This is a genomic window from Candidatus Edwardsbacteria bacterium RifOxyA12_full_54_48 (genome assembly GCA_001777915.1).
In the GTDB taxonomy this organism is placed as follows: domain Bacteria; phylum Edwardsbacteria; class AC1; order AC1; family EtOH8; genus UBA2226.
This window is the reverse complement of the sequence record MFFN01000001.1, coordinates 79,259-103,505: the sequence shown is the minus strand read 5'-3', so window position 1 is coordinate 103,505 and position 24,247 is coordinate 79,259. Positions and strand designations below refer to the sequence as shown.

At 56.9% G+C, this 24,247-nt stretch carries 24 protein-coding genes and 1 pseudogene; 4 read left to right on the top strand and 21 right to left on the bottom strand.

Features of this window, described 5'->3' with window-relative positions:
• Positions 1 to 65 precede the first annotated feature (65 nt).
• The 14 genes and pseudogenes from A2273_10410 to A2273_10345 form a co-directional block, all read right to left on the bottom strand.
• A complete protein-coding gene (locus A2273_10410; protein OGF09028.1) occupies positions 66 to 620 on the bottom strand; it encodes a hypothetical protein in 555 nt (184 codons plus the stop codon).
• A 30-nt stretch (positions 621 to 650) separates the two neighbouring features.
• Entirely contained in the window at positions 651 to 1,976 is a 1,326-nt protein-coding gene (locus A2273_10405) for an RIP metalloprotease RseP (GenBank protein ID OGF09027.1), read from the bottom strand.
• A 39-nt stretch (positions 1,977 to 2,015) separates the two neighbouring features.
• Positions 2,016 to 2,762, bottom strand: coding sequence for a hypothetical protein (locus A2273_10400; protein ID OGF09026.1), 747 nt, complete (start codon positions 2,760 to 2,762; stop codon positions 2,016 to 2,018).
• A 21-nt stretch (positions 2,763 to 2,783) separates the two neighbouring features.
• On the bottom strand, positions 2,784 to 3,980 hold the full coding sequence (locus A2273_10395; GenBank protein ID OGF09025.1) for a hypothetical protein: 1,197 nt from the start codon (positions 3,978 to 3,980) through the stop codon (positions 2,784 to 2,786).
• 55 nt (positions 3,981 to 4,035) lie between these two features.
• A complete protein-coding gene (locus A2273_10390; GenBank protein ID OGF09024.1) occupies positions 4,036 to 5,910 on the bottom strand; it encodes a hypothetical protein in 1,875 nt (624 codons plus the stop codon).
• A complete protein-coding gene (locus A2273_10385; GenBank protein OGF09023.1) occupies positions 5,907 to 7,187 on the bottom strand; it encodes a hypothetical protein in 1,281 nt (426 codons plus the stop codon). Before A2273_10385 ends, A2273_10390 begins: the two co-directional genes overlap by 4 nt.
• A 19-nt stretch (positions 7,188 to 7,206) precedes the next feature.
• Positions 7,207 to 7,766 (bottom strand): annotated as a pseudogene (locus A2273_10380) (transposase).
• Between the two features lie 111 nt (positions 7,767 to 7,877).
• Positions 7,878 to 8,090, bottom strand: a complete 213-nt coding sequence (locus tag A2273_10375; GenBank protein OGF09022.1) for a hypothetical protein — start codon at positions 8,088 to 8,090, stop codon at positions 7,878 to 7,880.
• 138 nt (positions 8,091 to 8,228) lie between these two features.
• Positions 8,229 to 9,392, bottom strand: a complete 1,164-nt coding sequence (locus tag A2273_10370) for a cell division protein FtsZ (GenBank protein ID OGF09147.1) — start codon at positions 9,390 to 9,392, stop codon at positions 8,229 to 8,231.
• Between the two features lie 167 nt (positions 9,393 to 9,559).
• Positions 9,560 to 10,789, bottom strand: coding sequence for a cell division protein FtsA (locus A2273_10365; GenBank protein ID OGF09021.1), 1,230 nt, complete (start codon positions 10,787 to 10,789; stop codon positions 9,560 to 9,562).
• 46 nt (positions 10,790 to 10,835) lie between these two features.
• Positions 10,836 to 11,627, bottom strand: a complete 792-nt coding sequence (locus tag A2273_10360) for a hypothetical protein (GenBank protein OGF09020.1) — start codon at positions 11,625 to 11,627, stop codon at positions 10,836 to 10,838.
• Positions 11,624 to 12,535 carry a UDP-N-acetylenolpyruvoylglucosamine reductase gene (locus A2273_10355; protein ID OGF09019.1) on the bottom strand — a complete coding sequence of 304 codons (912 nt, stop codon included), beginning with the start codon at positions 12,533 to 12,535 and terminating at the stop codon, positions 11,624 to 11,626. The genes A2273_10360 and A2273_10355 overlap by 4 nt, the downstream gene beginning before the upstream one ends.
• Complete coding sequence (locus A2273_10350) at positions 12,532 to 13,893, bottom strand: UDP-N-acetylmuramate--L-alanine ligase (protein OGF09018.1); 1,362 nt, start codon at positions 13,891 to 13,893, stop codon at positions 12,532 to 12,534. Before A2273_10350 ends, A2273_10355 begins: the two co-directional genes overlap by 4 nt.
• Positions 13,893 to 14,993: an undecaprenyldiphospho-muramoylpentapeptide beta-N-acetylglucosaminyltransferase gene (locus tag A2273_10345; GenBank protein OGF09017.1), complete on the bottom strand. Its 1,101-nt coding sequence runs from the start codon at positions 14,991 to 14,993 to the stop codon at positions 13,893 to 13,895. The genes A2273_10350 and A2273_10345 overlap by 1 nt, the downstream gene beginning before the upstream one ends.
• A 179-nt stretch (positions 14,994 to 15,172) precedes the next feature.
• On the opposite strand from A2273_10345, the gene A2273_10340 reads away from it, so the two are divergent.
• From A2273_10340 to A2273_10325, 4 genes are read left to right on the top strand one after another with little or no spacing between them, the layout of a single operon-like run.
• Positions 15,173 to 15,430, top strand: coding sequence for a hypothetical protein (locus A2273_10340; protein OGF09016.1), 258 nt, complete (start codon positions 15,173 to 15,175; stop codon positions 15,428 to 15,430).
• 21 nt (positions 15,431 to 15,451) lie between these two features.
• Positions 15,452 to 15,643, top strand: a complete 192-nt coding sequence (locus A2273_10335; protein OGF09015.1) for a hypothetical protein — start codon at positions 15,452 to 15,454, stop codon at positions 15,641 to 15,643.
• Between the two features lie 48 nt (positions 15,644 to 15,691).
• Positions 15,692 to 15,946, top strand: a complete 255-nt coding sequence (locus A2273_10330) for a hypothetical protein (protein ID OGF09014.1) — start codon at positions 15,692 to 15,694, stop codon at positions 15,944 to 15,946.
• Positions 15,947 to 16,126: a hypothetical protein gene (locus A2273_10325; protein OGF09013.1), complete on the top strand. Its 180-nt coding sequence runs from the start codon at positions 15,947 to 15,949 to the stop codon at positions 16,124 to 16,126. It abuts the gene before it with no gap.
• 25 nt (positions 16,127 to 16,151) lie between these two features.
• Here A2273_10325 and A2273_10320 read toward each other — a convergent pair whose 3' ends face one another.
• From A2273_10320 to A2273_10290, 7 genes are read right to left on the bottom strand one after another with little or no spacing between them, the layout of a single operon-like run.
• Positions 16,152 to 17,516 carry a UDP-N-acetylmuramoylalanine--D-glutamate ligase gene (locus A2273_10320; protein ID OGF09012.1) on the bottom strand — a complete coding sequence of 455 codons (1,365 nt, stop codon included), beginning with the start codon at positions 17,514 to 17,516 and terminating at the stop codon, positions 16,152 to 16,154.
• Between the two features lies 1 nt (position 17,517).
• Positions 17,518 to 18,606 carry a phospho-N-acetylmuramoyl-pentapeptide-transferase gene (locus tag A2273_10315; GenBank protein ID OGF09011.1) on the bottom strand — a complete coding sequence of 363 codons (1,089 nt, stop codon included), beginning with the start codon at positions 18,604 to 18,606 and terminating at the stop codon, positions 17,518 to 17,520.
• Positions 18,607 to 19,959 (bottom strand): hypothetical protein, encoded by a 1,353-nt coding sequence (locus A2273_10310; protein ID OGF09010.1) that lies wholly within the window; start codon positions 19,957 to 19,959, stop codon positions 18,607 to 18,609. It abuts the gene before it with no gap.
• Positions 19,959 to 21,422, bottom strand: a complete 1,464-nt coding sequence (locus A2273_10305) for a UDP-N-acetylmuramoyl-L-alanyl-D-glutamate--2,6-diaminopimelate ligase (GenBank protein OGF09009.1) — start codon at positions 21,420 to 21,422, stop codon at positions 19,959 to 19,961. Before A2273_10305 ends, A2273_10310 begins: the two co-directional genes overlap by 1 nt.
• The gene (locus tag A2273_10300; protein ID OGF09008.1) at positions 21,422 to 22,927 is read right to left on the bottom strand and encodes a hypothetical protein; all 1,506 of its coding nucleotides are present in this window, start codon (positions 22,925 to 22,927) and stop codon (positions 21,422 to 21,424) included. Before A2273_10300 ends, A2273_10305 begins: the two co-directional genes overlap by 1 nt.
• Positions 22,924 to 23,316 carry a hypothetical protein gene (locus A2273_10295; GenBank protein OGF09007.1) on the bottom strand — a complete coding sequence of 131 codons (393 nt, stop codon included), beginning with the start codon at positions 23,314 to 23,316 and terminating at the stop codon, positions 22,924 to 22,926. Before A2273_10295 ends, A2273_10300 begins: the two co-directional genes overlap by 4 nt.
• Entirely contained in the window at positions 23,313 to 24,236 is a 924-nt protein-coding gene (locus A2273_10290; GenBank protein OGF09146.1) for a 16S rRNA (cytosine(1402)-N(4))-methyltransferase, read from the bottom strand. Before A2273_10290 ends, A2273_10295 begins: the two co-directional genes overlap by 4 nt.
• Positions 24,237 to 24,247 lie beyond the last annotated feature (11 nt).

Below are 24,247 nucleotides of genomic sequence, written 5' to 3'. Positions count from 1 at the left end.
AAACAGGATTTGAATTATAACAATCTTGGCGCCTAAAAGTCAATAAATTATTTGGGGACAGCCCTTTACAGGGCAACCAGGATCTCAATCAAAGTATCGCCCCGGGCCACCGACCGGGCTATCTTCACCTCGTGGTCCCGGTTGTTGCAGATCAGCAAAGCTCCGTTTATCCAGCCGCAGATCCGGTGCTCGAACAGCAGGTCCGAATCGTCAATGTCCAGAATATGGAAGACCAGATGTTGTTGGTCCTGGGATGCCACCTCCATCCTCCCCGGGGTGTAATAGGTCTTGAAGATGTTGGCCGTCCGCTCCATTATAAAATTGACCGAGGCCACCCTGGCAAAGGCCTTGTAGATACCCCTGAGTGATTGTTCGGCGCTATAACGGCCGATCTCCCTGGCCCCCAGTTCGCTGCCGCCGTAGAAGCTATTGCAGATCATCCTGGTGGGCTCGACAAAACCGGTCCGAAAGGGATACCAGTTGTTGGCCAGTATGGCCTGGTCAAATATCTTCCTCGATTCCCCAGGCAGGCTTTCCAGCCATGCTTTTTGTGCCTCCAGGCCGAACTTGTGATTGACGAAATTCTTGGTGGCCAGCACCGAGGTGCCCTTGACCTCCATGGTTGCCCTCCGATGGTTGAGATTTGAAAGCTATTTGGCCTGTTCTATCTGTTGGCTGTTCTTCTTGGCCGCCGAGTGCCGGCTGAATATCTTCATGCCGTCGTTGAGAATGGTGAACAGCATCAGCATGATCAGGATGGCGATCCCGATCTGCTGGATGACCACCTGCACTTTCACCGGCAGGGTCTTTTTCCTTACCCCCTCCAGCAGGCTGAAGAATATCACCCCTCCGTCCAGCACCGGCAGGGGCAGTAGATTGAGAACCATCAAACTGATGGAAAGAAGCGCCACCAAAAGCATCAGGTCGCTGAAGCCTTTTTTGGCGGTGCTGCCGGCCATCTCTCCTATCATCAGGATGCCGCCCAGCTGCTTGGCCGAGGAGGGTTTTACCACGATCTTGTACAACACGCCGTAAGTGCGGGCCACCAAGCTTCCGGTGCTGACCGTGGCATTGACGACCGAGGCCCAAAGGCCCAGACGAAGTTTATAACTCCCGAACACCGGGGCAGTGACCCCAATGACCCCGACCGGACCCTGGCCCGGGTAATCCTGCTCCACCGGGGTGATCCGGACGCTAAGGGTATCGGAACCCCGTTCGACCAGAAGCCTGGTCTCCCTCCCGGCATTTTGGTTGATGATCTCCCTCATGCCGTCCCAGGTCTTTACCGGCTTATCGTCAATGGATAGGATGATGTCTCCGGCGTTGAGTCCGGCCTGGTAGGCCGGCAGGCTGGGATAGACCTCGCCCAGCTGAGCCGGCACCGCCGGCTCGATATTCTCCAGGAATTTCATCCGTTGGGATGAGGGGATATTAAGAATTATTCTCTTTCCGGCCCGGTCCAGAGTGAGAGATAGCGAGTCGGCTGTTCTCTCGGCCTGCAGTTCCTGCCACAGGCCGTGCCAGGTTTTAACTTCCTTCCCGTCGATCGAAACCATCCGGTCGCCCTCAGTTACCCCCAGCTGCTGGGCTATGCTTCCCGATCCCACCTTGCCGACCGAGGTGGAATAATCCGGGGCGTTAAAACCTACCAGACCCAGCATGATGAAGATCAGAAATGCCGTAACCAGGTTGGCCATCGGGCCGGCCAGGGCCATCAGCACCCGGCCCCACCAGGGGGCGGCCATATAATCGCCCGGCTTGGGGACATAGCCCTCCTCAAAGGCGTCCTCCCCGTCCAATTTCACATACCCCCCCAGGGGGAGGGCCGAGATCAGATACTGGGTATCGCCTTTTTTAAATCCGAACAATTTGGGGCCGAAACCCAAAGAGAATTTCAAGACCCTGATGCCCACCTTCTTGGCCACGTAAAAATGGCCCAGCTCATGGACAAAGACCATGATCCCCAGAACGAACAACGTAGCCAGAACTGTTGTCACCATTATGACTCCCGATTATTATTTTTTTAGATCGAAGGGCATGCAAACCAGCCCCATGGTGCCCATGATATTCACCGTATTCTCTTGATCTTCAACCTTAAGATAATCCAGGCCTAGGGAAATTCCCACGTTGGGAACAAGTTTGATGACCGCACCGCCGCCAATCCTGAAGATTGTCTCGCTACGACTAAAGAGTTCGGATGAGCTGGTAATAATATCCATCTCGCCGGCCACAAAAGGCATAATTTTGCTGTTCTTGTTTCCAAAATACTGGGCAATTCGCGGCCCGATCAGGGTCATGGTGGAGCTGTTGGAATAATCGGAATAATAGTAGTATGAGTCTGGCCCGCGGGATCTGGATGTTCCGATAGTAATGAATCCCACATTGCCGCCCAAAGTAAGCCCATTATTTATCAGGTAATTCCAGCTCGCCCCGGCTGCAAAAATTGTTGTAGTATAGGTGTACTCATAACTGGTCTCGTCCCACCAAATAAGTCCGGTCATTTTCTGGCGGCTGTAGAAATAGGCGGCGGCAAAATTATACATACTGAAACCCTCCAACCGCAGGGAGGGTTCGCAAGGTTTAATAACGGCAATGCTGTCGGCTATTATAGCAACGGGTGCCGGAGGTTCGGGACGTAAAACCTCTGTTTCTGTTTGCGGGATAGAACCGCTATCGGGCGCTGCAGTTTGTGAATATGCTTTACTGTGTGGAGACAAAACAATAATCAGAGAGACCAATGCCGGCAGTAAGACTCGGTGCATGGGAACCTCCATATAATGGCTTTAGTTTGTTTTTATCTCAAAGGCCTGCTTTAAAAAGGTCTCTCCCTCGGACATCTTTTCCTGGGCAAAGCACAATCTGGACAGCATCTTCAGCATCTCCCCCACCTTGAAGTGTTTGGGTCCGTATCCTTTCTGCCAGATGGCCATCGAGCGGTGGCAGAGGGCCTCGGCCTCTCTGTTTCGGCCCTGCCCGTGCTGCAGCTCCGCCAGCCGGACCAGGGGCTCCGCCACCTCGGGATGATCCGGCCCCAGGGTGCGCTCATAAATGGAGACGGCCCGGAGATAATAAGCCTCGGCTTTATCATAATATCCCTGGACCGAAGAAAGGGTGGCCAGGTTTTTATAGGTGGTGGCCAGGTTCGGGCTTTCCTGGGGCAAATGGCCCTCGTCTATCTCCAAAGCCCGGTGGTAGATGGTTTCGGCCTCCACGAATTTCTGCTGCGATCGGTAGAGGTCGCCCAGATTGTTGAGATACATTGCGATCTCCGGATGCCCGGGGCCCTGTACCTTTTCCTTCATTTCTATAGCCCGGAGGTAAAGCTCTTCGGCCTCGCTCTTCCTTCCCTGGGCGGCATAAACCTCGGCCAGGTTATTGTAACATAAGGCTATTTGTGGATGCTCGGGTCCGTAGGCATTCAATGACATTTCGATGGCCGTACTGCACAGGGACTCGGCCTCCGGCAGGCGGTTCAGATCGCGATACAGCCCGGCCAGGTTTATCAGTATTCCGGCCAGCATTGGATCATTGCCGCCGGATCCCTTTTGGAATATTTCCCGGGCCTTCAGCAAGATTTCCTCGGCCGGGGCGTTCCGCCCCAGGAGCTTATATACCGTCCCGATATTGGCCATCAGTCTGGCCTGCACCAAGACTTCGCACGGTGCCAGTTTTTTATTCAGATTGAGGGATTTCTCATAAAACGGCAGGGCCTCGTAATAACGCCCCTGAATGCTGTACAAAACGGCCAGGCGGTTAAAGTAAGAAGCGACCTCCAGGCTCTCCGGGCCTGATTCCCTGATGGTTATTTTCACGGCTTTGCGGTACAGGCTTTCGGCCAAAGAAAATCTTCCCCAGTGGATATAGATCTCAGCCAGTTCTTTTAGCCGGGGAAGCAATTCAGGATTGTCCGGGCCCAGCCTTGCCTCCGCCTCCCTCAGCTCATGCTCTTTGCTTTTTATTTGTTCCCTGTCCTCCGACATAAACCAGTCCCTTTCGGTCTTTATCTAAGTGCGCTATTATAACATAAAATCGGATCTATTTTAACAAAAATTCCAGCTCGATTCCCAGCTCGGTGTTTTTTGCGATCTGGCCCTGGTAATCCCTTACTTGCCTGGCTATTTTCAGATAACCGGCCCCGGAGCGGCCCAAAGCATATCTCAAAAATAATGCATCCCGCCGCCCCAGGCCCCAGTAGCCGTGAAAGCTCCCCCCGGACCTTAGCTCCGGCTCCGCCAGGTAAAGCCTGGCATCGTAACTGGGTGCGTAGTAAAATACCGTCTGGCCTTGGATGGTGATGTCTCTTGGCAGTTGGGCTTTTAAGGCCAGGGACAGTAGTTCCCCGCGCTTTCTGTCATCATCCCGGGAATCCCCGAAAAAGGATGCTTGATGCCTGCCGGTGGCGCTGAACTTCTTTCCCAATTGCCACTGCAGGCCGGTCTTGAAGGTAAGGTTCGAGGTATGATATATTGGGGCCCCGGATTGTCCATCGTCAAAATATTCTTTTTGCAGAGATCTGATCCGAAGATCGGCCAGAAGCCCTTGGAATATTTTTTTGCCCAGCCTGGCTTCATAACGAAAACCCCTGTAACTCTGGGATGAAATGGAAAACGGCTGCCAGGGATGGAATTGGTTATATATGGCCGAAATATCATAGCCCAATGGAGCCCGGTACGACCCGGCGATGGTGACCCCTTTTTCATCATCGCCGCCGTAATAGTTGTCCGAATTAAAGCGGGGAGGCTTGAATTTCGGGGAATATCCGTAAAAATTGATTCGGCCGGCATAGTCCCGCACCATAAAACCTATCTCCCCGCTGTACCCGCCGAGCGGCCCCCGGCCCTTGACCAGTTCAAGCGAGGCCCAATTTTTATCCAATACTGTTCTGGCATCCAGGCTGATCAAAAAGGCATTATATAATCCTTCGGCCGTCGTTTTATCGAAGGACCGGTTATATCCGATTATCCCAATATCGCAAGAGCGGCCGGCGCTAAAGCCCACCCGTCCGCCAAAGATGGTCTCGGTAGAGTTGTTTTTCCTCTCCAGCTCCGCATCGCTGCGATGATAGCCGTCATCATAGATGCTGGTTATGCGGCCCAACGAATCTATTTTGGCATCCATCTGACGCCGGGAGGCAAAACAGATAAAGTTAAAGTTGTCAACTAATAGGTATTTTAAGCATAGTCCCCTTAAACCCCTGTTTTCGTGGGAGGAAAAATACTGGCGAACCGCTGCCGCGTCAAGCCGGGCCGAGCCGGACCAGTAGCTGGAGAATATGCGGGGCGAGCTGCCGCCGAACACCAGCCCCTCCCCGATCTTCATTTGATAATCCCCGATTATCACCTGCTTGGTTCCTTCGTGATCCGACCACCATAGATTGCCGGAATAATAGTCGTTCCAGGCCGGCTCGCCCACGTCATGCTGGCATTGCCCGAATACCTCCCAATTTTCATCCGGACGGAACCACATCCGGGTGCGGCTCTCCAGCGGCGAACCATTAAAACTGCCGTCGGCAATTCCCTCCGCATCCGGCCACTTTCTCTGCAGTCTGGTGGAAAGCTTTAATTTGACGCTTTGGGCGGGGAGATAGGAATCAAGGCAGATATAAGGCAGCAAAGATTCCACGGCTGGCAGGTCCAAAATGGAATCCCTGACTAGAAGGAAGGGGTCGCTCAATTTGGGATGGCTTATTAAATATCGGTTCAGCCGGAGGGCCTGGTAGGGAGTGATCGCCGGAAGGGTCATCAGCTGGTCAAGGTCGGCATGGTTGAGATTTACCGGGTGCTCCTGCAGATAGATCATCTGCTCGGCAAGGTCCTGCGAGGCCTGCTCGTCCTCGATGTCGGGCATCTCCTGGGCCCCGCCATTTAGGGGGATTGCCAGCAGCAGCAGGCCCTTCAGAAGTTTGTTCATGGCCCGATAGTGATAAGATTCTTTATCTCCTCGTAGGTCCTCCGCCCGATGCCCTTGACGTTCATTATATCCTCCGGGCTCCGGAAGGGCCCGTTCTCCTGGCGGTAGGCGGCAATGTCCCCGGCGGTCTTGGGCCCGATGGTCGGCAGGGTTGCCAATTCCTGGGCCGAGGCCTGATTGATATTGATAACTGGCGGAATATCGGGTTTGTATTCCAGGGTCATATACGGGGCCATCCTCTCCAGCAATGACCGGCCGATCCCCTTGACCTCGGCCAGATCATCGAGGTATTTGAACGGCCCGATGCTGTCGCGAAAAGCCATGATGTCCGCAGCTGATTGGGGCCCGATGCCGGGCAAAAGACAGAGCTCATCAAATGATGCGCTGTTGGGGTCTATCTTTTCGACGATATTTACGGTTGAGGCCTTCTTTACCCTGACCTCCTCAGGCTCGGCAAACATCCTCTGGGTGATATAGTTCAGGCTGAGGCAGTGGGACAGCCCCAGATCGGTGTGGGTCCTGACGGCATAATCCAGCCTTAAATTTTTATGGCTCACCCCGCAGCCCAGGCTGGCCGCATTGGGCCGATCGCAAAACCCGGCCCTGAGGGCCAAAAGGTTGCCATAGCGATATTCCTGCCCGATGCGGATCTGGCAGGGCCAGCCCCGCTGGCCATCAAGCGCAACCAAAAGCGTAATTTCATCTAGGGGCTCCAACGCCGCGCCCAGCGATAGGCTTTGCGAAAGCTCCTCCCGTTTTTGGCCGATGGTCGGCCGGTTCACATTGGCAGCCACCATTCCCAGCGCCAGCCATTCCGCTGGCTTACCCAGCAGTCCCAGGTCCAGCCCCATTCCGGCCGCCGAACCGTACCTTTCGATGTTCAACTGATAGCAATTAAGGGAAGCCCCCACCGCCGCCTTTTCTGTCAGGCGGTATGAGATGGCCCCTTTTAAAATATTTTCCCGGTAAAGACGGCCGCCCATAGTCGCCAGCACTGCGCCCATCCCCATTTTATCCTTTCGCCTGGCGTAGGCGCCGGAGAAGGCCGCCAGGTCCGCCAGCCCGAACGGGATCGAACTGCCGCTGGAGGCCGAAAGGTCCAGGGCCAGGGCCGGGAGTGCCGGATTATGCAGGTCGCTGCCGGTCCTGTCGGATAGCGCCACCCCGGCCCCGGCCAGGCCGTAGAGCCGGGCATCGGTCTGTATTTCTTCAAAGGAGGCAACGGCTAGGATGGGGGAAAAAAGAATTATTAGTGTTATGACTATTATGGTTTTCATGATCTGTTAGGAAAGGCGCTTATTTTGTGATCGCCCGGCTGGGATTTTCGTCGTCCTGCGCCCAATATAAAGGGTTCTCAATTATATATTGTCTGATTTTATCGTATGATTTATCGTTTCGGATGACGTGTTCGTAATAATTTCGTTGCCATATTTTATGGCCCGGGGTATTACGCAATTTATTTATATGACGGATCACCGCCGCGGTGTAACAACGGATGATGGTCGGCAATGATCCGGCGACGGGTTTACCAAAATGTTCGGTTGTACCCGTAGGGGCACGATGCATCGTGCCCCTACAATGGTCATCATCGTTTATTATCAATATCCCATGAATATGATTCGGCATAATCACAAATACATCCGGAATCACATAGGGCCGTAATTTGCCGGTTTTAATCCATTCGTTGCGGGCAATTTCTCCGAATGGGTTTAATACCATCAGCCCATCGGTGATTTCGCCGAATATACATTTCCGGTCTTGGGCGCAAATGGTTATGTAGTACGCCCCTTCCCGGAATAATTGTATCCCGGCAGACGGATGGATCGGCGTTTGTGTTTGGGATTGTTTACGGACATAACAATCTTGGTTTCTATGCTTTTGTGCCCGCAGGGACCCGATGCATCATGGCCCTGCAAATTCAGTTTTATGATATAGACATTGCCTTTGGATTATACTAATACAATTTGTTAAAATTTGTCAATGACCCAGGTGACTATTTTTTGAAATATTTTTAAAGGGAGGAGGGTGGTCGCCCCGCCAGGAGCGTTTCTGGACATACCTGCGAGTTCGGGTGATTGTCCGTTCGCCCCAATAAATCGGGCAATGATAAAAGCCTGGATTCCTGTCTGCACAGGAATGACAAATCCCTTTCCGTTTCGGGGAGGGGTGGGGTCGTTCAATAAAAATCCCCTTCCCGATTTGGGAAGGGGATGAGGTCAAATAAAGGAGAGATCAAAGCGTCCGTGACCATCCGCCGAAGAGAGGGCGGACGATCTTCGCTTTTCCAATTACCTGTTAACCAATAACGGATGTCTATCTTAATCCATCAACCGGCGCATGTAGGTGGGAATCTCCAGGTCGTCCTGTTTCACCGCGCTGACCTGGCCTTTGGTGACAATGGTCTGGATGTTGGAGCGCTGGTCCTTGCGCTGAAAGGTCCCCTGAGCCAGATTCTCCTTGCGGAATGACTGGGGAAAGTCTATCCGGTTGTTGTCGGGGATATCCTTCTCCACCTTGGGTGCGCCGCCGCCCAGGCCGGTGGCGATCACGGTCACACTCATATTGTCACCGGCCTCGGGATCTATCACCGTTCCGAATATCAGGTTGGCCTCCTCGCCGGCCGCACTGCGTATCACCGACGCCACCTCGTTGACCTCGGTCAGGGTCAGCTCATCGGAGGCCGAGATGTTCAGCAGGATGGCCTTGGCCCCCTTGATGGAAATTCCCTCCAACAGGGTATTGGCGATGGCCTCCTCGGCCGCGGTGATGGAGCGGTTCTCGCCGATGCCGATGCCCACGCCCATCAGGGCATCGCCCCGCTCCAGCATCACCGAGCGGACGTCGGCGAAGTCCACGTTGACCAGGCCGGGAACGGTGATCAGGTCGGAGATGCCCCGGGTGGCCTTGAGCAGCACGTCGTCTATGATCCGGAAAGACTCGGTCAGCTTGGTCTGCTTGCCCACCACCGAAAGCACCCGCTGGTTGGGAATGACGATCAGGGTGTCCACCCGCTCTTTCAGGTCCCGGATGCCCTCCTCGGACTGCAGGATCCTCTTGCGGCCCTCCCACTCGAAGGGCTTGGTGACCACCGCCACGGTCAGGATGTTCATCTCCCGGGCCAGGTCGGCCACCATCGGGGCGGCCCCGGTCCCGGTGCCGCCGCCCATTCCGGCGGTGATGAACAGCATGTCGCTGCCCGAGATCATCTCGGCCACCCGGGCCTTGTCCTCCTCGAAGGCCCGGCGCCCGATCTCGGGATTGCCCCCCGAGCCCAGGCCCCTGGTCAGCTTGTGCCCGATCTGAAGCTTCTGGTTGGCCAGGGATTTTCTAAGCACCTGCAGGTCGGTATTGACGGCGATGAACTCCACCCCGTTCAGGCCGGCCTCCACCATCCGGTTGACGGCGTTGCCGCCGCCGCCGCCCACTCCCACCACCTTGATGTTGCAGCGTTCGCTGATAACATCCTCTTCGAATTCCAGCATACTCTCTTCTCCTTTATTTATTTTCTTGGGTTCGTTCTGAATGATGCCGTACAACGGCTCGGCGATCGCTTCGGCGATCTGCTGTTCCAAAAGTTTTATCTGTTCGGCCATGATCGGACCTCCTGATTTTCGTTTTCCCTGATGACGGATTGTATGTGATATTATTATTACCCGTTGAAAAGATCGCCGAACCAGCCCTTCATCTTGCCCAGGATCGATTCAAAGGGGTTGCTCTCGTCTATGGAGTCGCCCTTGAACCTCCGCTCGTAGCCGTACAGCACCAGCCCCACCCCGGTGGCGTACATCGGGTCCTTGATCAGGTCCACCACTCCGCTGATGCCGCGCGGCTCGCCCACCCGGGCCGGCTGGTTGAACACCTGCTCCGCCAGGGAGGCCGCTCCGGGCAGCTTGGCGGCCCCTCCGGTGAGGACCACCCCGGCCCCCAGCATCTCGCCGTAGTCGGAGCGCTTGATCTCCCGGCTGGCCAGGCTGAAGATCTCCTCCATCCGGGGCTCGATTATCTGGGCCAGCACCTGGCGGGACACCTCCCGCTCCTCGCGCCCGGCCACCCCGAACACCCCGATCATCTCGTCCTCCTTTACCTGGGACAGGGTGGCGCAGCCGTATTTCTTCTTGATGCTCTCGGCCTGTTCGGTGGGGGTCCGGAGGCCGATGGCGATGTCGCTGGTCAGGTTGTTGCCGCCCAGTCCTATCACCGCCGTGTGGCGGATGGAATCCTCGAAGAACATGGCGATGTCGGTGGTCCCGCCCCCGATGTCCAGCAGCGCCACCCCCAAAGATTTCTCGTCCGGGGTCAGCACCGCATAGCTGGAGGCCAGAGGCTGCAGCACCAGGTCGTCCACCTTGAGCCCCGCCCGCTTGATGCTCTTGTAGATGTTCTCGGCCGAGGCCACCGCCCCGGTGACTATATGGACCTCCACCTCCAGCCGCACCCCGGCCATCCCGATGGGGTCCTTGATGCCCTTCTGATCGTCGACGATGAAGCCCTGGGGGATCACATGGAGGATCTCCCGGTCCATGGGAATGGCCACCGCCTGGGCGGCGTCTATCACCCGGTCCACGTCGGCCTGGGAGATCTCGTTGCCCCCCCGGGAGACGGCGATCACCCCCCGCGAATTGATGGAGCGGATATGATCCCCGGCGATGCCGGCATAGACCGAGTTTATCTTGACCCCGGCCATCAGCTCGGCCTCGGAGACCGCCTTCTCTATGGACCGAGCGGTCTTCTCCAGGTTGACCACCACCCCCCTTCGCAGACCCTCCTCCGAAGAGCAGGTGCCGACCCCCACTATTTTAAGCTGATCCCGGTCGACCTCGGCGATTATGCAGGCGATCTTGGTGGTGCCCAGATCCAAGCCCACGATCGTATTAGCCATTTCCGGCCTCCTTTATGATGATCTTGACGATTTATTATAAAAATACTTAATTGCTTCCGGCTTTGTCCCCCGTTCCCTGGACCAGCGCCTGTCCTTTGATGATGGCCTGTCCGTTGAAACGCAGGTCTATCTCGGTGGCGGTGAGATTTTCCTTCTTCAGGTTTTCCAGCACCTCTCCCAGCTTCTGCCATTCCTTTTTGAAGTGGCCGTTGCCGAAGTGCACCGCTACCCCGCCCGGTAGCCACAGTTTTATATCGTTCTCATCGGTCGGGTCGAACAGCCACTGGTTCTCCACCCAGGGGGCCGACTCCATCAGCCTCAGGGCCCGCCAGACGCCATCGGCGCTGGCACCATTGGTCCTCAGTCGGGGAAGCTTTGCTTTGCAGCTGTCGGCGAAGACCTGGGACGTTCTGAAGACCGTGCCTTCGCTGTCCACCATCAGCTGGCCATCGTGCTGCAGTTCGGCCAGGGGCTTCCGCTCGGTGATGTGAAGGTCCGCTATCCCCCAGGGCCACACCGTGAATTTGGACCTTTTTACCGCCGGATATTTTTGGCAGATCCGGGCCGCGGTCTTCCGGTATTCTGCTCTCCAGAGGACCCGGCCTCTCAGCTCTCCGGCTATTTCCCTGATCCCGGCGGTATCGGCCATCCGGTTCCCGCTGATATTGACCTGTTTGATGTTAAAGATCCCTTTTTCAAGCCCCTGCCTATAACCATAGATTCCGGCCGCCAGCGTTGCCGATAAAATGATCAAACCCAATATGGCCTTCAGCTTCCCTTTTTGCCGGTGTTTTTTACGCAGCCGCCCGGCGCTCTTCCGGTCGAAATATGCGGTCATGGTTCCCCGACGGTCTTTACTTCGGGAGTCAGTTCTATGCCGATAGTTTTATAGGTTCTTTCCTTTATTATCTCGATCAGCTTCAATACATCGGCCGCTCTGGCCCCGCCATGGTTAACGATAAAGTTGGCATGCTTGCTGGAGACCTTGGCCCCGCCGATCTTTTTCCCCCTTAGGCCGGCCACTCCAATCAGCCGGCGGGCTGAATCATTCACTGGGTTTTTGAAGATGCAGCCGGCCGAGGGCAAACTCAATGGCTGGTTCCGCTGTCTTTTCTTCATCCACTGTTCCATGGCGGATTTTATCCTGTTTTTTCGCCCCTCCAGCATTTCCAGCTCGGTCCCGGTGATCACGTAGCCCTCTGGGTATTCGGAATGGCGGTAGCCGAAATTTATCTGGCCGGCCCGCAGGGTCAATCGGTCGCCGGATCGGGTGTATCCCCAGACCTTTTTGACTATATCCGACATCTGGCCGCCGTAGGCCCCGGCATTCATCACCAGCGCCCCGCCCACCGAACCGGGGATGCCCACTCCCCACTCCAGCCCGGCCAGGCTCATTTCGGCCGATCCTTCCACCAGCCGGGGAAGGGCGTATCCGGCGCCGACCTTAAGGGTGTTTTCCTTTCTTTCCGCCTGCCGGAAACCGGCGGTCATCTTTATCACCACCCCCCGGATGCCGCCGTCCAGCACCAGCAGATTGGTGCCGTTTCCCAGGACCAGGCATGGCACCCCTGACCTATATATCCCGGCCAGCAGATTCTGCAGGTCGGCCTCATCGGCCGGGACCACCAGAAGATCAGCCGGGCCGCCTATCCTGAAAGAGGTGTGGCGGGACATCGGCTCTCTGAAACGGCACTGCCCTTTGGTCCTGGCGGCCAGCTGTTTTAATATATCCGATGAGATCTTCATTTATTAAGGAATTCTTCCCCGTATTTATATATATCCCCGGCCCCCAGGGTGATCACGATGTCGTCGGGTCTTACCAATTTCTCCAGCTGGCCCGGGATATCTTTTTTATCGGCCACATAGTGAACATTGCGGTGACCCTTCTCCCTGGCGGCTTTGGCGATCAGTTCGCCGCTTACCCCCGGGATCGGTTCCTCCCGGGCCGGATAAACGTCGGTGACCAGGAGCACGTCGGCCTGGAAGAAGGCCCCGCCGAACTCGGTATGGAAGTCCCTGGTCCGGCTGAACAGGTGCGGCTGGAAGACCGCCACCACCCGGCGGGAAAAGCCGTCCTTGGCCGCCTTGAGGGTGGCCTCGATCTCGGTGGGATGATGGCCGTAATCATCGATAACCAACACCCCGTTCCTTTCGCCCTTGATCTCGAACCGGCGGTAGACACCGTTGAATTCCGACAGGGCCTGGGCGATGACCTTGAATGGTATCTCCATGTCCAGTCCCACCCCGATGGCCGCCAGAGAGTTCTTGACATTGTGCACTCCGGGCAGATTCAGTTTGATGGTGCCCATGAGCCCTCGGCCGTTATGCACCTCGAAGCTGGTTTTCATCCCGTCGAACTGCAAGTCCCTGGCCTGCAGGTCGGCCTGCGATGACAGGCCGTAGGTGATGCACCTTTTCTCCAGCCGCGGCATGATGGCCTGCACCCCCCGCTCGTCCAGGCAGGCGATGATGGCGCCGTAGAACGGCACCTTGTTGGCAAATTCCACAAAGGCGCTCTTGATCTCGTCCAGGTCCTTGTAGCAGTCCAGGTGCTCGGCCTCAATGGTGGTGATGACCGCTATCACCGGGGCCAGCTTTAAAAATGATCTGTCGAATTCGTCGGCCTCGGCCACCAGATATTCTCCGGTGCCCAGCTTGGCGTTACTGCCCAGGTAGCGTACCTTCCCGCCGATCACCAGGGTGGGGTCCAGGCCGGCCTGGGTCAGCACCTGGCCGATCATGGAGGTGGTGGAGGTCTTGCCGTGGGTCCCGGCTATTCCGATGCCGATCTTGAGGCGCATCAGCTCGGCCAGCATCTCGGCCCGGCGGATCACCGGGATCTTTTTCTCCCGGGCGGCCCGGACCTCGGGGTTATCATCGTGAACCGCCGATGAGGTGACCACCACTTCGGCCCGGCCCACATTCTCGGCCCGGTGTCCCTCGATGATCACCGCTCCCAGCTTTTGCAGATGCTCGGTCACCTCGGAAAATTTAAGGTCGGAGCCCGAGATTGTGTAACCCAGGTTGAGAAGCACCTCGGCGATCCCGCTCATGCCGATCCCTCCGATGCCCACGAAATGGATCTTTTTGATCTTTCCGAACATTACTTTCCCGCCATTCTTATTATATTATCTGCGATTTTGTCAGCCGCCCCCGGCCGGGCCAGGGACCTGGAAGCGATGGTCATCATGTTATATCTTTCCCGGTTGAACAAGATCCCGGTGATGCTGTCCGCCAGTATTTTCCCGTTCACATCCTTGTCCAGTATCATCATCGCCGCCCCGGCCTGTTCCAGGCTTCGGGCATTGTATTCCTGGTGATTGCTGGCGGCGTAGGGAAGAGGCACCAGTATCGAGGGCAGACCGCAGGCCAGCGTCTCCGAGACCCCGGCCCCGGAGCGGCTGATCACCAGGTCGGCGGTCGCCAGGGCGTAGGGCATTTGGTCGATATAAGCCAGGACCTTTATCCCTGCCGGATATTGTCTGACCTTCTCTGAGACCTGCCCCTGGTCATTTTCCCCGGTCTGGAATATCACTTGGAGGTCTTTCAGCTTTCCGTTTTGATCGAGCCTCTTCAATGCTTCCAGCATCGAAACATTGATGCTGTGGGCTCCCTGGCTTCCACCGAAGATCAGGATGGTCTTTTTATTCCCGTCCAAGTCGAATCGCTCGATCCCCTTTTCCCGAGGGATGTTGCCGATCTCCGGTCGGATGGGGTTTCCGGTGAATATCACCCGGGAACTTTTATCAAGGTGACTTGAGCAGTCCGGGAATCCGCCGTATATCTCTTCGGCGAACCGGGCCAGAAACCTTACCGCCTGGCTGGGCAACACATCCAAAGCCAGCAGGGAAATTGGTATTCTTAATATCCAGGCTGCCATCACCGGAGGAGCCGAGACATATCCTCCTGTGCCCAGAACCACATCCGGGCGGTTCCTGGTCATATAAAAGAGCGATTGAAGGACGCCAGCTGCCATCCAGAGAGGGGAGAATATTTTCTCTGTTTTGCTTTTTCTTAAAAAACCTTTGGCTGAAATATATTTGATCTGATAGCCGGTTCCCGGCACCACCCGCGACTCTATCCCCCGCCTGGTGCCGTAGAATGTGACCTTGGCCTCGGGATCGACCTTTCTAACGGCGGCGGCTACGGCCAGACCAGGATAGAGATGACCTCCCGTCCCTCCACCGGCTATCACTAACTCCATTGTTCTTCCTGATAAAAGTTTGTCCGGATTTTTCCCCCCGGTGCTTTGAGATGTTCAATATCAGGCCCACCGACACCGCATTGGCCAGCAGGGCCGATCCCCCGTAGCTTAAAAAAGGCAGGGGCAGGCCGGTGATGGGAAAGATCCCCAGCGCCACGCTGATGTTGATGACAGCATAGATGAATATTCCGCAGCTTAACCCCAGCACCGTCAGGGACTCGAACCGGTCGCTTAACTGCAGAGAGAGCTTGATCCCCCGCCACAGGATGACCAGAAAGACCAGCAGGATTATCCCGGCAAACAGAAGCCCGCCCTCCTCCCCGATGATGGAGAAGATGAAATCGGTATGGGCCTCGCTGACGAACAGGAACTTCTGCCGGCTCTGCCCCAGCCCCACCCCAAAAAACCCGCCGGAACCGATCCCCAGGAGGGACTGATGGGTCTGCACCAAGGTGTTTTTGACATGCCCCGAGGAGGACTGGATCAAAGTCGATAATTCCTCGGGCCTGGTCAGCCCCCACCAGAATCCGGTCAGCCGGCCCAGCACATGCTGTTTGGTCAGGGCCGCGGCCACAAATCCCACCGAGGCCAGGCCCAGCCCGCCCACCCAGGCCAGCAGGTTGGCCCCCCCCAGGAACAGCATGGTATAGCCCAGGAGCGACAGCGCCATGGCGCTCCCGAAATCGGGTTGCAGGGCGATGACGACCGCCAGCATTACCACCGCCGCCACTCCCGGGAGATATCCGATCTTTATTTTTTTAAAATCATCGCCCTTTTTGTCTATGAAATCAGCCAGAAACAACACCAGGGCGATCCTGGCAATCTCCACCGGCTGTATCCCCATTATCCAGCTGCGGGATCCCCTGACCGCCTGGGCCAGAACCAGGGTCAGAAGCATCACCCCCAGCATCGCCCCGAAGAATGGCACTATCAGGCTTCTTAATTTCCGGTAATTGATATTGAGAGCCACCAGGAAAAACACCAGAGCCAAAGCCACCCTTATCAGCTCCCGCTTGAAAAAGAACAGGCTGTCATTGGAGAATTTGGCCGAACTGCCGGACATGAAGCCCCCGGCGCTGAAGCTCATGATCAGCCCGAACCCGGTCAGCACCAGCACCGCCACCAATAGGTAGTGATCTATTTCTCCGCCCCTGCTGTTCATCCGCCCCCTAAATTATGAACCGCCTGTTTGAACTGCTCCCCCCGGTCCTCAAAATCCCGGAACATATCGAAGCTGGCGCAGCCCGGCGCCAGTATCACCGCATCGCCGGCGTTAGCCTGTTGGGATGCCAGCTTGACGGCATCGGACATGTTGCCGGCCAAAACAACCCGGCTAAAGCCCAAAGAATCCAGCTCGGCTTTCAGCCTCTCCCGGGCCTCGCCTATCAGCACCGCCGCCCGGGCCCGCTGAGAGATCTCGGCCACAAACCCGGAAAGGTCGGTCCCTTTCTCCTTGCCGCCGGCTATCACCACCAAGGGAACATCAAAGGCCCGCAAAGAGCTTATCCCGGCATCATTATTGGTGCACATGGAGTTGTTTATATAACGAATACCTTTTACCGTAGCCACTTCCTCCAGGCGATGCGGCACTCCCCGGAAGGAGGCCAACCCTGACGCCAGGCTGGACGAAGGAACGTCCAGGACCGAGGCCGCGGCTATCGCCGCCAGGGCATTGGAGATGTTATGTTTTCCCGGGATTTTAAGTTCCGCTGTATCCAAAATTTTGCGGCTTTTTTTATCCTGTGCCAAATAGAGGCTTCGGCCGTCCCACCAGGAGCCTTTCTCCACGGGGTCTATCAGGCTAAAGCCCAGCCTGCTTCCCCGGTACCCGCTGCAATATTTCTGAACATTGAGATCATCCAGATTTAGAACAGAATGATCGGTTTCATCCTGGTTTTTCAACAGCTCCCCTTTGAGCCGGGCATAGCTTTCGAAATCGGGGTGCCGGTCCAGGTGGTCCGGGGAGATATTGGTCACCACCCCGATGTAAGGCTTGAAGGTCTTTATGGTCTCTATCTGAAAAGTACTGACCTCTGCTACTATGATGCTGTCGGGCCTGGTTTCGCCGGCCAGCTGGCACAGGGGCCTTCCCGGGGCCAGGTTTCCGCCGATATGCACATCCTTTCCAGCATTTTTCAGGATACTGCCGATCATGGAGACGGTGGTGGATTTGCCATTGGTGCCGGTGACTGCGATGATCCGGGATTCGATGGCCCGATAAGCCAGCTCGATTTCACCTATCACTTCGATGCCCATCCTGGCGGCCCTCTGTAAAATTGGAATATCGGCCCGGACCCCGGGGCTGATCACTATCATCTGACTGTCGAGCAGTTTTTCGGTGTGCCCTCCTGTTTCATGGGCCACGCCCATACCGTCCAGCTCTTTCAGCTCTTCGGGGGCAATGCTTTTGAAATCGGAGGCAAAGACATCCGCCCCGGATTTTTTCAAAAGCCCTACCGCCGCCATCCCGCTGCGGGCCAGGCCGACCACCGAAACTTTTTTATTTGCCAGATCGAGCTTCATTCTATCTTATCTTCAGGGTGCTCAGGGCCACCAGGGCGCAGATCAGGGCTATTATCCAGAATCGGGTGACTATCTTTTCCTCGCTCCAGCCCTGCAGGGTAAAATGATGATGAATGGGGGCCATTTTGAAGATCCGCTTGCCGGTCAGCTTAAAGGAAGCTACCTGCAGGATCACCGACAGGGCCTCCATCACGAATACCCCGCCCACGATCAACAGCAGTATCTCCTGTTTTATCAGCACGGCGGTGGTACCTATGGCCCCGCCCAGGGCCAGTGAGCCGGTATCGCCCATCATGATCTCGGCCGGGTGGGCATTGTACCACAAAAAGCCCAGCGCCGCCCCGACCATGGAGGCGCAGAATACGGTCAGCTCTCCCGATCCCTTCATGAAGATGATGTTGAGGTAACTGGCCAGCTTGTAATTCCCGGCAAAATAACACATCACGGCATAGGCCGCAGCGGCGAACAGCACCACTCCGATGGCCAGGCCGTCCAGCCCGTCGGTCAGGTTGACGGCATTGGAGGTCCCCACGATGACCACCACCACAAAGGGAATGAACAACCACCAGGCCAGATCGACGAAGATGTTTTTAAAGAACAGAAAATTGGTCTTGGTGGCGAACTCCGGGTTCAGAGGATAGATGACCAGGATGGCCCCTATCACCAGCGACAGGATGATCTGTCCCGCCAGCTTTTTCCTGCCCACCAGGCCCTTGGGCTGTTTCTTGATAACCTTCAGATAATCGTCGCTGAAACCGATGGCCCCCAGGCACAGGGTGGCCAGCGAGGCTATCTGGATATAACGGTTGCTCAGGTCGGCCCACAGCAGCACCGGGATCATTATGGCCGCCAGGATTATCAGCCCGCCCATGGTGGGGGTGCCGGCCTTTTTTCTATGATGGTCCGGGGCATCCTCCCGGCCGGTGTCGCCGATGCCGAGTTTTTTTAGCCATCGGATCATGTAGGGTCCGATCAGAAAGGATATCAGCAGTGCCGTCACCAAGGCATAGGCCGAGCGAAAAGTGATGTAGCGGAACAAATTGAAGAAGTGGATCTTATCGGCCAATGGGTATAACAGCAGATACAGCATCTACGATAATCCTTTTATGGCGTTGACGATCTCCTCGAAATGACGGCTACGGGAGGCCTTTACCAGGATCACATCGCCCTTTTTCAAGATGGTTCCCAGCTCGGCTATCAAAGCGGCGTTATCCTGATAATGGCGGCTGTTATTCTTCAGGCCGGAGGCCCCCAGATGAATGTGTTCCCCCAGCGGCCCCACCGCCACCACCAGGTCGGAATTCTCTGCCGCCAAAACCCCGATATCGTGGTGCCTGGGTTTTTCGATCTCACCCAACTCCAGCATCTCACCCAGGATGGCCACCTTCCGGCGGGAGGCATCCATTGAACCCAGCACCTTGAGAGCCGCCCTCATCGAAGGCGGATTGGCATTATAGGCATCGTTGATAATGGTGAATCTGCCGGCCGGTATTATCTCCAATCGCATGGGGGTTGGTTCCTGCCCGGCCAGCCTTTCGGCGGCGCTTTTGACATCCACCCCCAGGGCCTCCCCGGCAGCCAGGGCCGCCAGGCAATTATAAACATTGTGCAGTCCCGGCTGCCTGATGATGACCTGTTGTCCGTTCACTATGAAGCAGGTCCCCTCCGGGCGGCAGGTTATCTGTTCGGCCCTGTAATGGCAATCATCTCCCAGCCCGAATTTTATTATTTTGGCCCGGGTTCTGGCGGTCTGGGACATCAGGTTGGCATCATCGCCGTTGACCACCGCCAGCCCTCCTTTGGGAAGGGCCTCCAATAATTCGCCCTTGGCCCGGCCCACCGTTGGCAGGTCTTTCAGGTACAGGGTATGGCCCTCGCCCACGTTGGTTATTATCCCGACCTCCGGCTCCACCAGGCGGCACAGGTCGGCTATCTCGCCCAGGGCGCTCATCCCCAGCTCCATCACCCCGATCTGGTGTTCTCCGGTGAGCTTGAACAGCGACAGCGGGATGCCATACTGGTTGTTCAGGTTCCCCTGATTCTTGAGGACCTGGTATCTGGCGGAAAGTATGGCCGCCGTCATCTCCTTGACCGAGGTCTTGCCATTGGTGCCGGTGATGCCTATCATTTTGGGATGATATTTTTTCCGATAAAAATACGCCAACTCCTTCAGCGCCCGAAGGGTGTCGGACACCTTTATCAGCCCGGACTCTTTTTCGCCTTTCCAGTCTATGTTCCCGGAGGCCATGACCCCGGAGGCCCCGCTTCTGACCGCCTGGGCGGCAAATCCCTGTCCGTCGAAATTGGGTCCTTTTATGGCTACGAACAGCTCCCCCGGTTTAATGGTGCGGGAGTCGATGCTGACCCCCTGGGCCAGGCCATCCGGGCCGGAAAGGTTCCCGCCCACCGCTCGGGCTATCTCCGACAGGTGCATGCCCTCCATTAGACACCCAGCCTTTGTTTCAGGGCTTCCCCGGCTATCTCCCGGTCGTCAAAATGGATCTTGGCGGTGCCCAGTATCTGGTAATCCTCGTGGCCCTTGCCGGCGATGATCACCATGTCGCCTTTTCGGGCCAGTTCGATGGATTTGCATATGGCCTCCTTGCGGTCGGGGAACAGGATATATTCCCGGCCGGACAGGCCGGGCAGGATATCGTTGATGATCTGGCCCGGGTCCTCGGTTCGCGGGTTGTCCGAGGTAAGCACCACGATGTCGGAATTCCTGGCCACCGCCCTGCCCATCAGGAGGCGCTTGCTGCGATCGCGGTCGCCTCCGCAGCCGAAAACGGTTATGATCCTTCGGGGATTAAGCTCCCGGGCTGCATTCAGGAGGTGTTCCAATTCCTGGGGAGTATGGGCATAATCCACTATCACTGAAAAATCCTGGCCCAGGTTCACCGGCTCGAATCTCCCGGCCACGCTATCGACCTTTTCCAGTCCGGCTTGGATGTCCCCCAGGGCTAGGCCCCGGCTCAGGGCGGCGGCCGAAGCCGCCAGGGCGTTGTAGATATTATGCCGGCCGGCTATAGCCAGGTTTACTTCTACCGACCGATCGCCGGCTTTTAATCTAAACTTTGAGCCCTGGGGAGTGTTGGTAATTTTATCAGCCATGACATCAGACTGGCTGTCTATTCCGAAGGTCAGGGTTTTGGTTCTGACCGCTTCCCGCACCCGGCCGGCCGCCGGATCGTCCCGGTTGATCACCGCCGTGGCCCCTTCCCACAGGTTCTGGAAAAGCTTTAGTTTGGATCTCAGGTAGCTTTCCATGTCCCGGTGAAAATCCAGGTGGTCCTGGGAGAAATTGGTGAACACCGCGGTGGAGAAATTTATGCCGGCCACCCGGTCCAGTTCGATGCCGTGCGACGAGGCCTCCATGATGGCGGTATCGGCCCCGGCGCTGACCATCCGGGACAGCAGATCCTGGAGGTCCAGCGATTCCGGGGTGGTGTTGGGGGCCGAGAATTTTTGGTCCAGTATCCAGTAGTTGATGGTGCCCAGAAGGCCGGTCTTCCGGCCGGCCTCTTTCATGATGGAGCGCAACAGATAGGTGGTGGTGGTCTTCCCGGCGGTGCCGGTCACCGCGATCATGTCCAGCCGGTCCGCCGGCCGGCCCAGATAAGCGGCCGACATCAGGGCCATGGCCCGGCGGCAATTGGCCACTTTGATCCAGGGAATATCGTCCGCTATTTTATTGTTCTCGCTGACGACCAGGCCGGCCCCGTTGGCCAGGGCCTGCCCCACGAACTGGTTGCCGTCGGATTGATAGCCGGAGATGGCGAAGAACAGATTTCCCTTGGCTATCTTCCGGGAATCATAATGCATCCCGCTGATCTCCATATCCTCCGGCAGGGTTGACCGGGAGATGATCTGATCGGGGCAGGATTTTATTAGCTCGGCTGTCTTCATCACAATTTCGTATTTATCCCCGCATTGTTGGCCATCAGGTCCTGGGCGAAACCTCCGGGCAGGCTGATGATCCGCTTCATTATGCTGCGGCAGACGGGCGCCGCCACCTGGCCGCCATATACCCTGCCGTGCGGCTCGTTGATTATCACCGTCACCACCAGCCGGGGTGACTCCGCCGGAATAAAGCCGATGAAAGAGGCGATATATTTGTCCCGGTCATAACCCTTGCGACCCTGGGCCTTCTTCTGGGCGGTGCCGGTCTTGCCGGCGATCTTCCAGCCGTTGATGGCCGCCGGCTGCCCGGTGCCATTATCCACGCACTGTTCCAGCATGGCCACCAGTTTTCTGGAGGTCTCCCGGGATATCACCCGGCGGAGGGTATCGGCCGGCTGGGATCCCGGCACCGCCTCACTGCTTTCCCCGTACCCCTTAAGCAGCCGCGGTTTCACCAGGAATCCCCCGTTGGCGATGGCGGCATAGGCTGCCGTCAGCTGAATGGCATTGACCGACAGCCCCTGGCCGAAGCTGATGTTGGCGCCCTGGATCACCGACCATTTATCCGGCCTCTCCATCACCCCCTCGGTCTCTCCGGGGAACTCAATTCCGGTCTTGCATCCGAAGCCGAAGGAACGGGCGTACTGGTAGAGCTTCTCGTTGCCCAATTCCTGGCCGACCTTGACCAGGCAGATATTGCTGGAATGGGCGATGGCCTCCGAGGCGGTTATCGGGCCGTATTTGTGCTTCTCGGCCTCGCCGATCTTGTATCCGCCGATGCTGAAGAGGCCCTTTTCACCGTCGATGATATCCTCCGGTCCGGTCACCCCTTCCTCGACTGCGGCCGCCATGGTGATGATCTTGAAAGTGGAGCCGGGCTCGAACTGCTCCAGCACCGCCCGGTTGATATATGTTTCCCGGCCATAGCTGTTGAAGCGGTTGGGGTCGAACGGGGGGTAACTGGCAATGGCCAGTATCTCGCCGGTGCCGGGGTCGGAGATCACCACTGCGCCAGAGGCGGCCCGGGCTGATTTGGCCCCCCGGTCCAGCTCCTGGTCGGCTATGGCCTGATATTCGGCATCGATGGTCAGAAAAACGCTGTGGCCGGCTTTGGCCGGGGACGAGGCATATTCCAAGGTGGCGTGGGTCCGGCCGGTGGCGTCTCGCTGCCTGATGGCCCAGCCGCTCTGCCCCCTCAGCAGATCGTCGTACAGCAGCTCCATTCCCTCCAGGCCCCGGCCGTCGTCTCCGATGAACCCCAGCAGCTGGGCCCCCATCGAACCGTAGGGATAGGAGCGCCGGCCATCAAAGGACAGTGCCAATGGCCGGCCGCAGCGATCATATATCCTCCCCCGTTCCGGCAGGATCCCTATCCTCTGCTGGTGCTGTTTTTGGGCCAGATATTTATAATGGCCGCCCCTGACTGCCTGCAGCCAGACCAAACGGCCAAACATAACGGACCATATCACCAGGCCGGCTAACGCCAATATGGTAAGCCGGCCCCGGCTCATTGCTGCCCCCACGCGGTTGATGCCGGATTGAAGATCCCGGCCAGGTTGGAGGACCAACCGGCTTCGTCCCGTCCCCTGGGCGGCTGGATGATGGCCACGATCTGTTCCTTCTCGGGATAGGCCAGCCCCAGACCGCCCATCGCCACCTGCTCTATCCTGCCCCGGAATGATAACTGCTGTTTTTCCACCGTCAGCATCTTCACCCGGTCGGAGATTCTGCGGTTGGCCTCCTGATAGTATTCTATGGCCGCCACCTGCCGGGCCAGATATATCTTCTGCCAGACATAGCAGAACAACACGGCAAAGAAGGCCAGGGAGATGGCCGCGATCAGCCAGCCGGTCTTGTTCCGGCCCGGCTGGTATTCGCCTCTATGTAAGTATTTGCTCATAATTTTTCCGCTGTTCTAAGATGGGCGCTTCGGGCCCTGGGATTCTGGACGATCTCGTCGTCATCCGGCAGTACCGGCTTTCGGTTAAGTATTTTTATCATTGGCTTCTTGCCGCAGGCGCAGAAAGGCAATCCTTTGGGGCAGGTGCAGGGATCGGCCGCCTGGCGGAAAAGATCCTTGACCATCCCGTCCTCCAGCGAATGGTAGGTCAGCACCACCAGTCTTCCCCCGGGAACCATGATGTCGATCGCCGCCTGCAGGCCTTTTTTCAATGAACCCAGCTCGTCGTTGACCTCTATCCTTATGGCCTGAAATATGCGGGAAAGCGTTTTGGTCGGCATTTCCGGCCGGGTGCTCTTGATGATTCCCGTCAGTTGTCCGGTGGTTGTTATTCTGGATATCTCTCTGGATTTTACGATGGCCCGGGCTATCTTGCCGGAAAACCTTTCCTGGCCGTATTCCCAAAAGATCCTTTTTAGTTCCGCCGGCTGGTATTCATTTATGACCTCCTCGGCCGTCAGCGGCGATTTTCCCATCCGCATGTCCAGCGGACCGTCGCCCTGGAAGGAGAAACCCCGCTCCTGCCGGTCGATCTGGGGAGAGGAGACGCCCAGGTCCAGCAGCACCCCGTGGATGTCAAAGGAGATGCCGGCCATGATCTCCGCCAGCTCCGAAAAATTTCCCTCAAAGAACAAAACCCGGTCGCCGTAGATTATCAGATTTTCCCTGGCCGCCGTCAGGGCCGCGGGGTCGCGGTCCAGCCCGATGAGTTTTCCATCCGGCGAACTTTTCTCCAATATTCTTTTGCTGTGTCCGCCTCCACCCAGGGTCCCGTCCAAATAGTTTCTCCCGGGCCGGACATCAAGATGATCTATGCTCTGGTTTAAAAGAACCGGTAGGTGTAAAAATGGCTGGGACATGATCGGCTTTT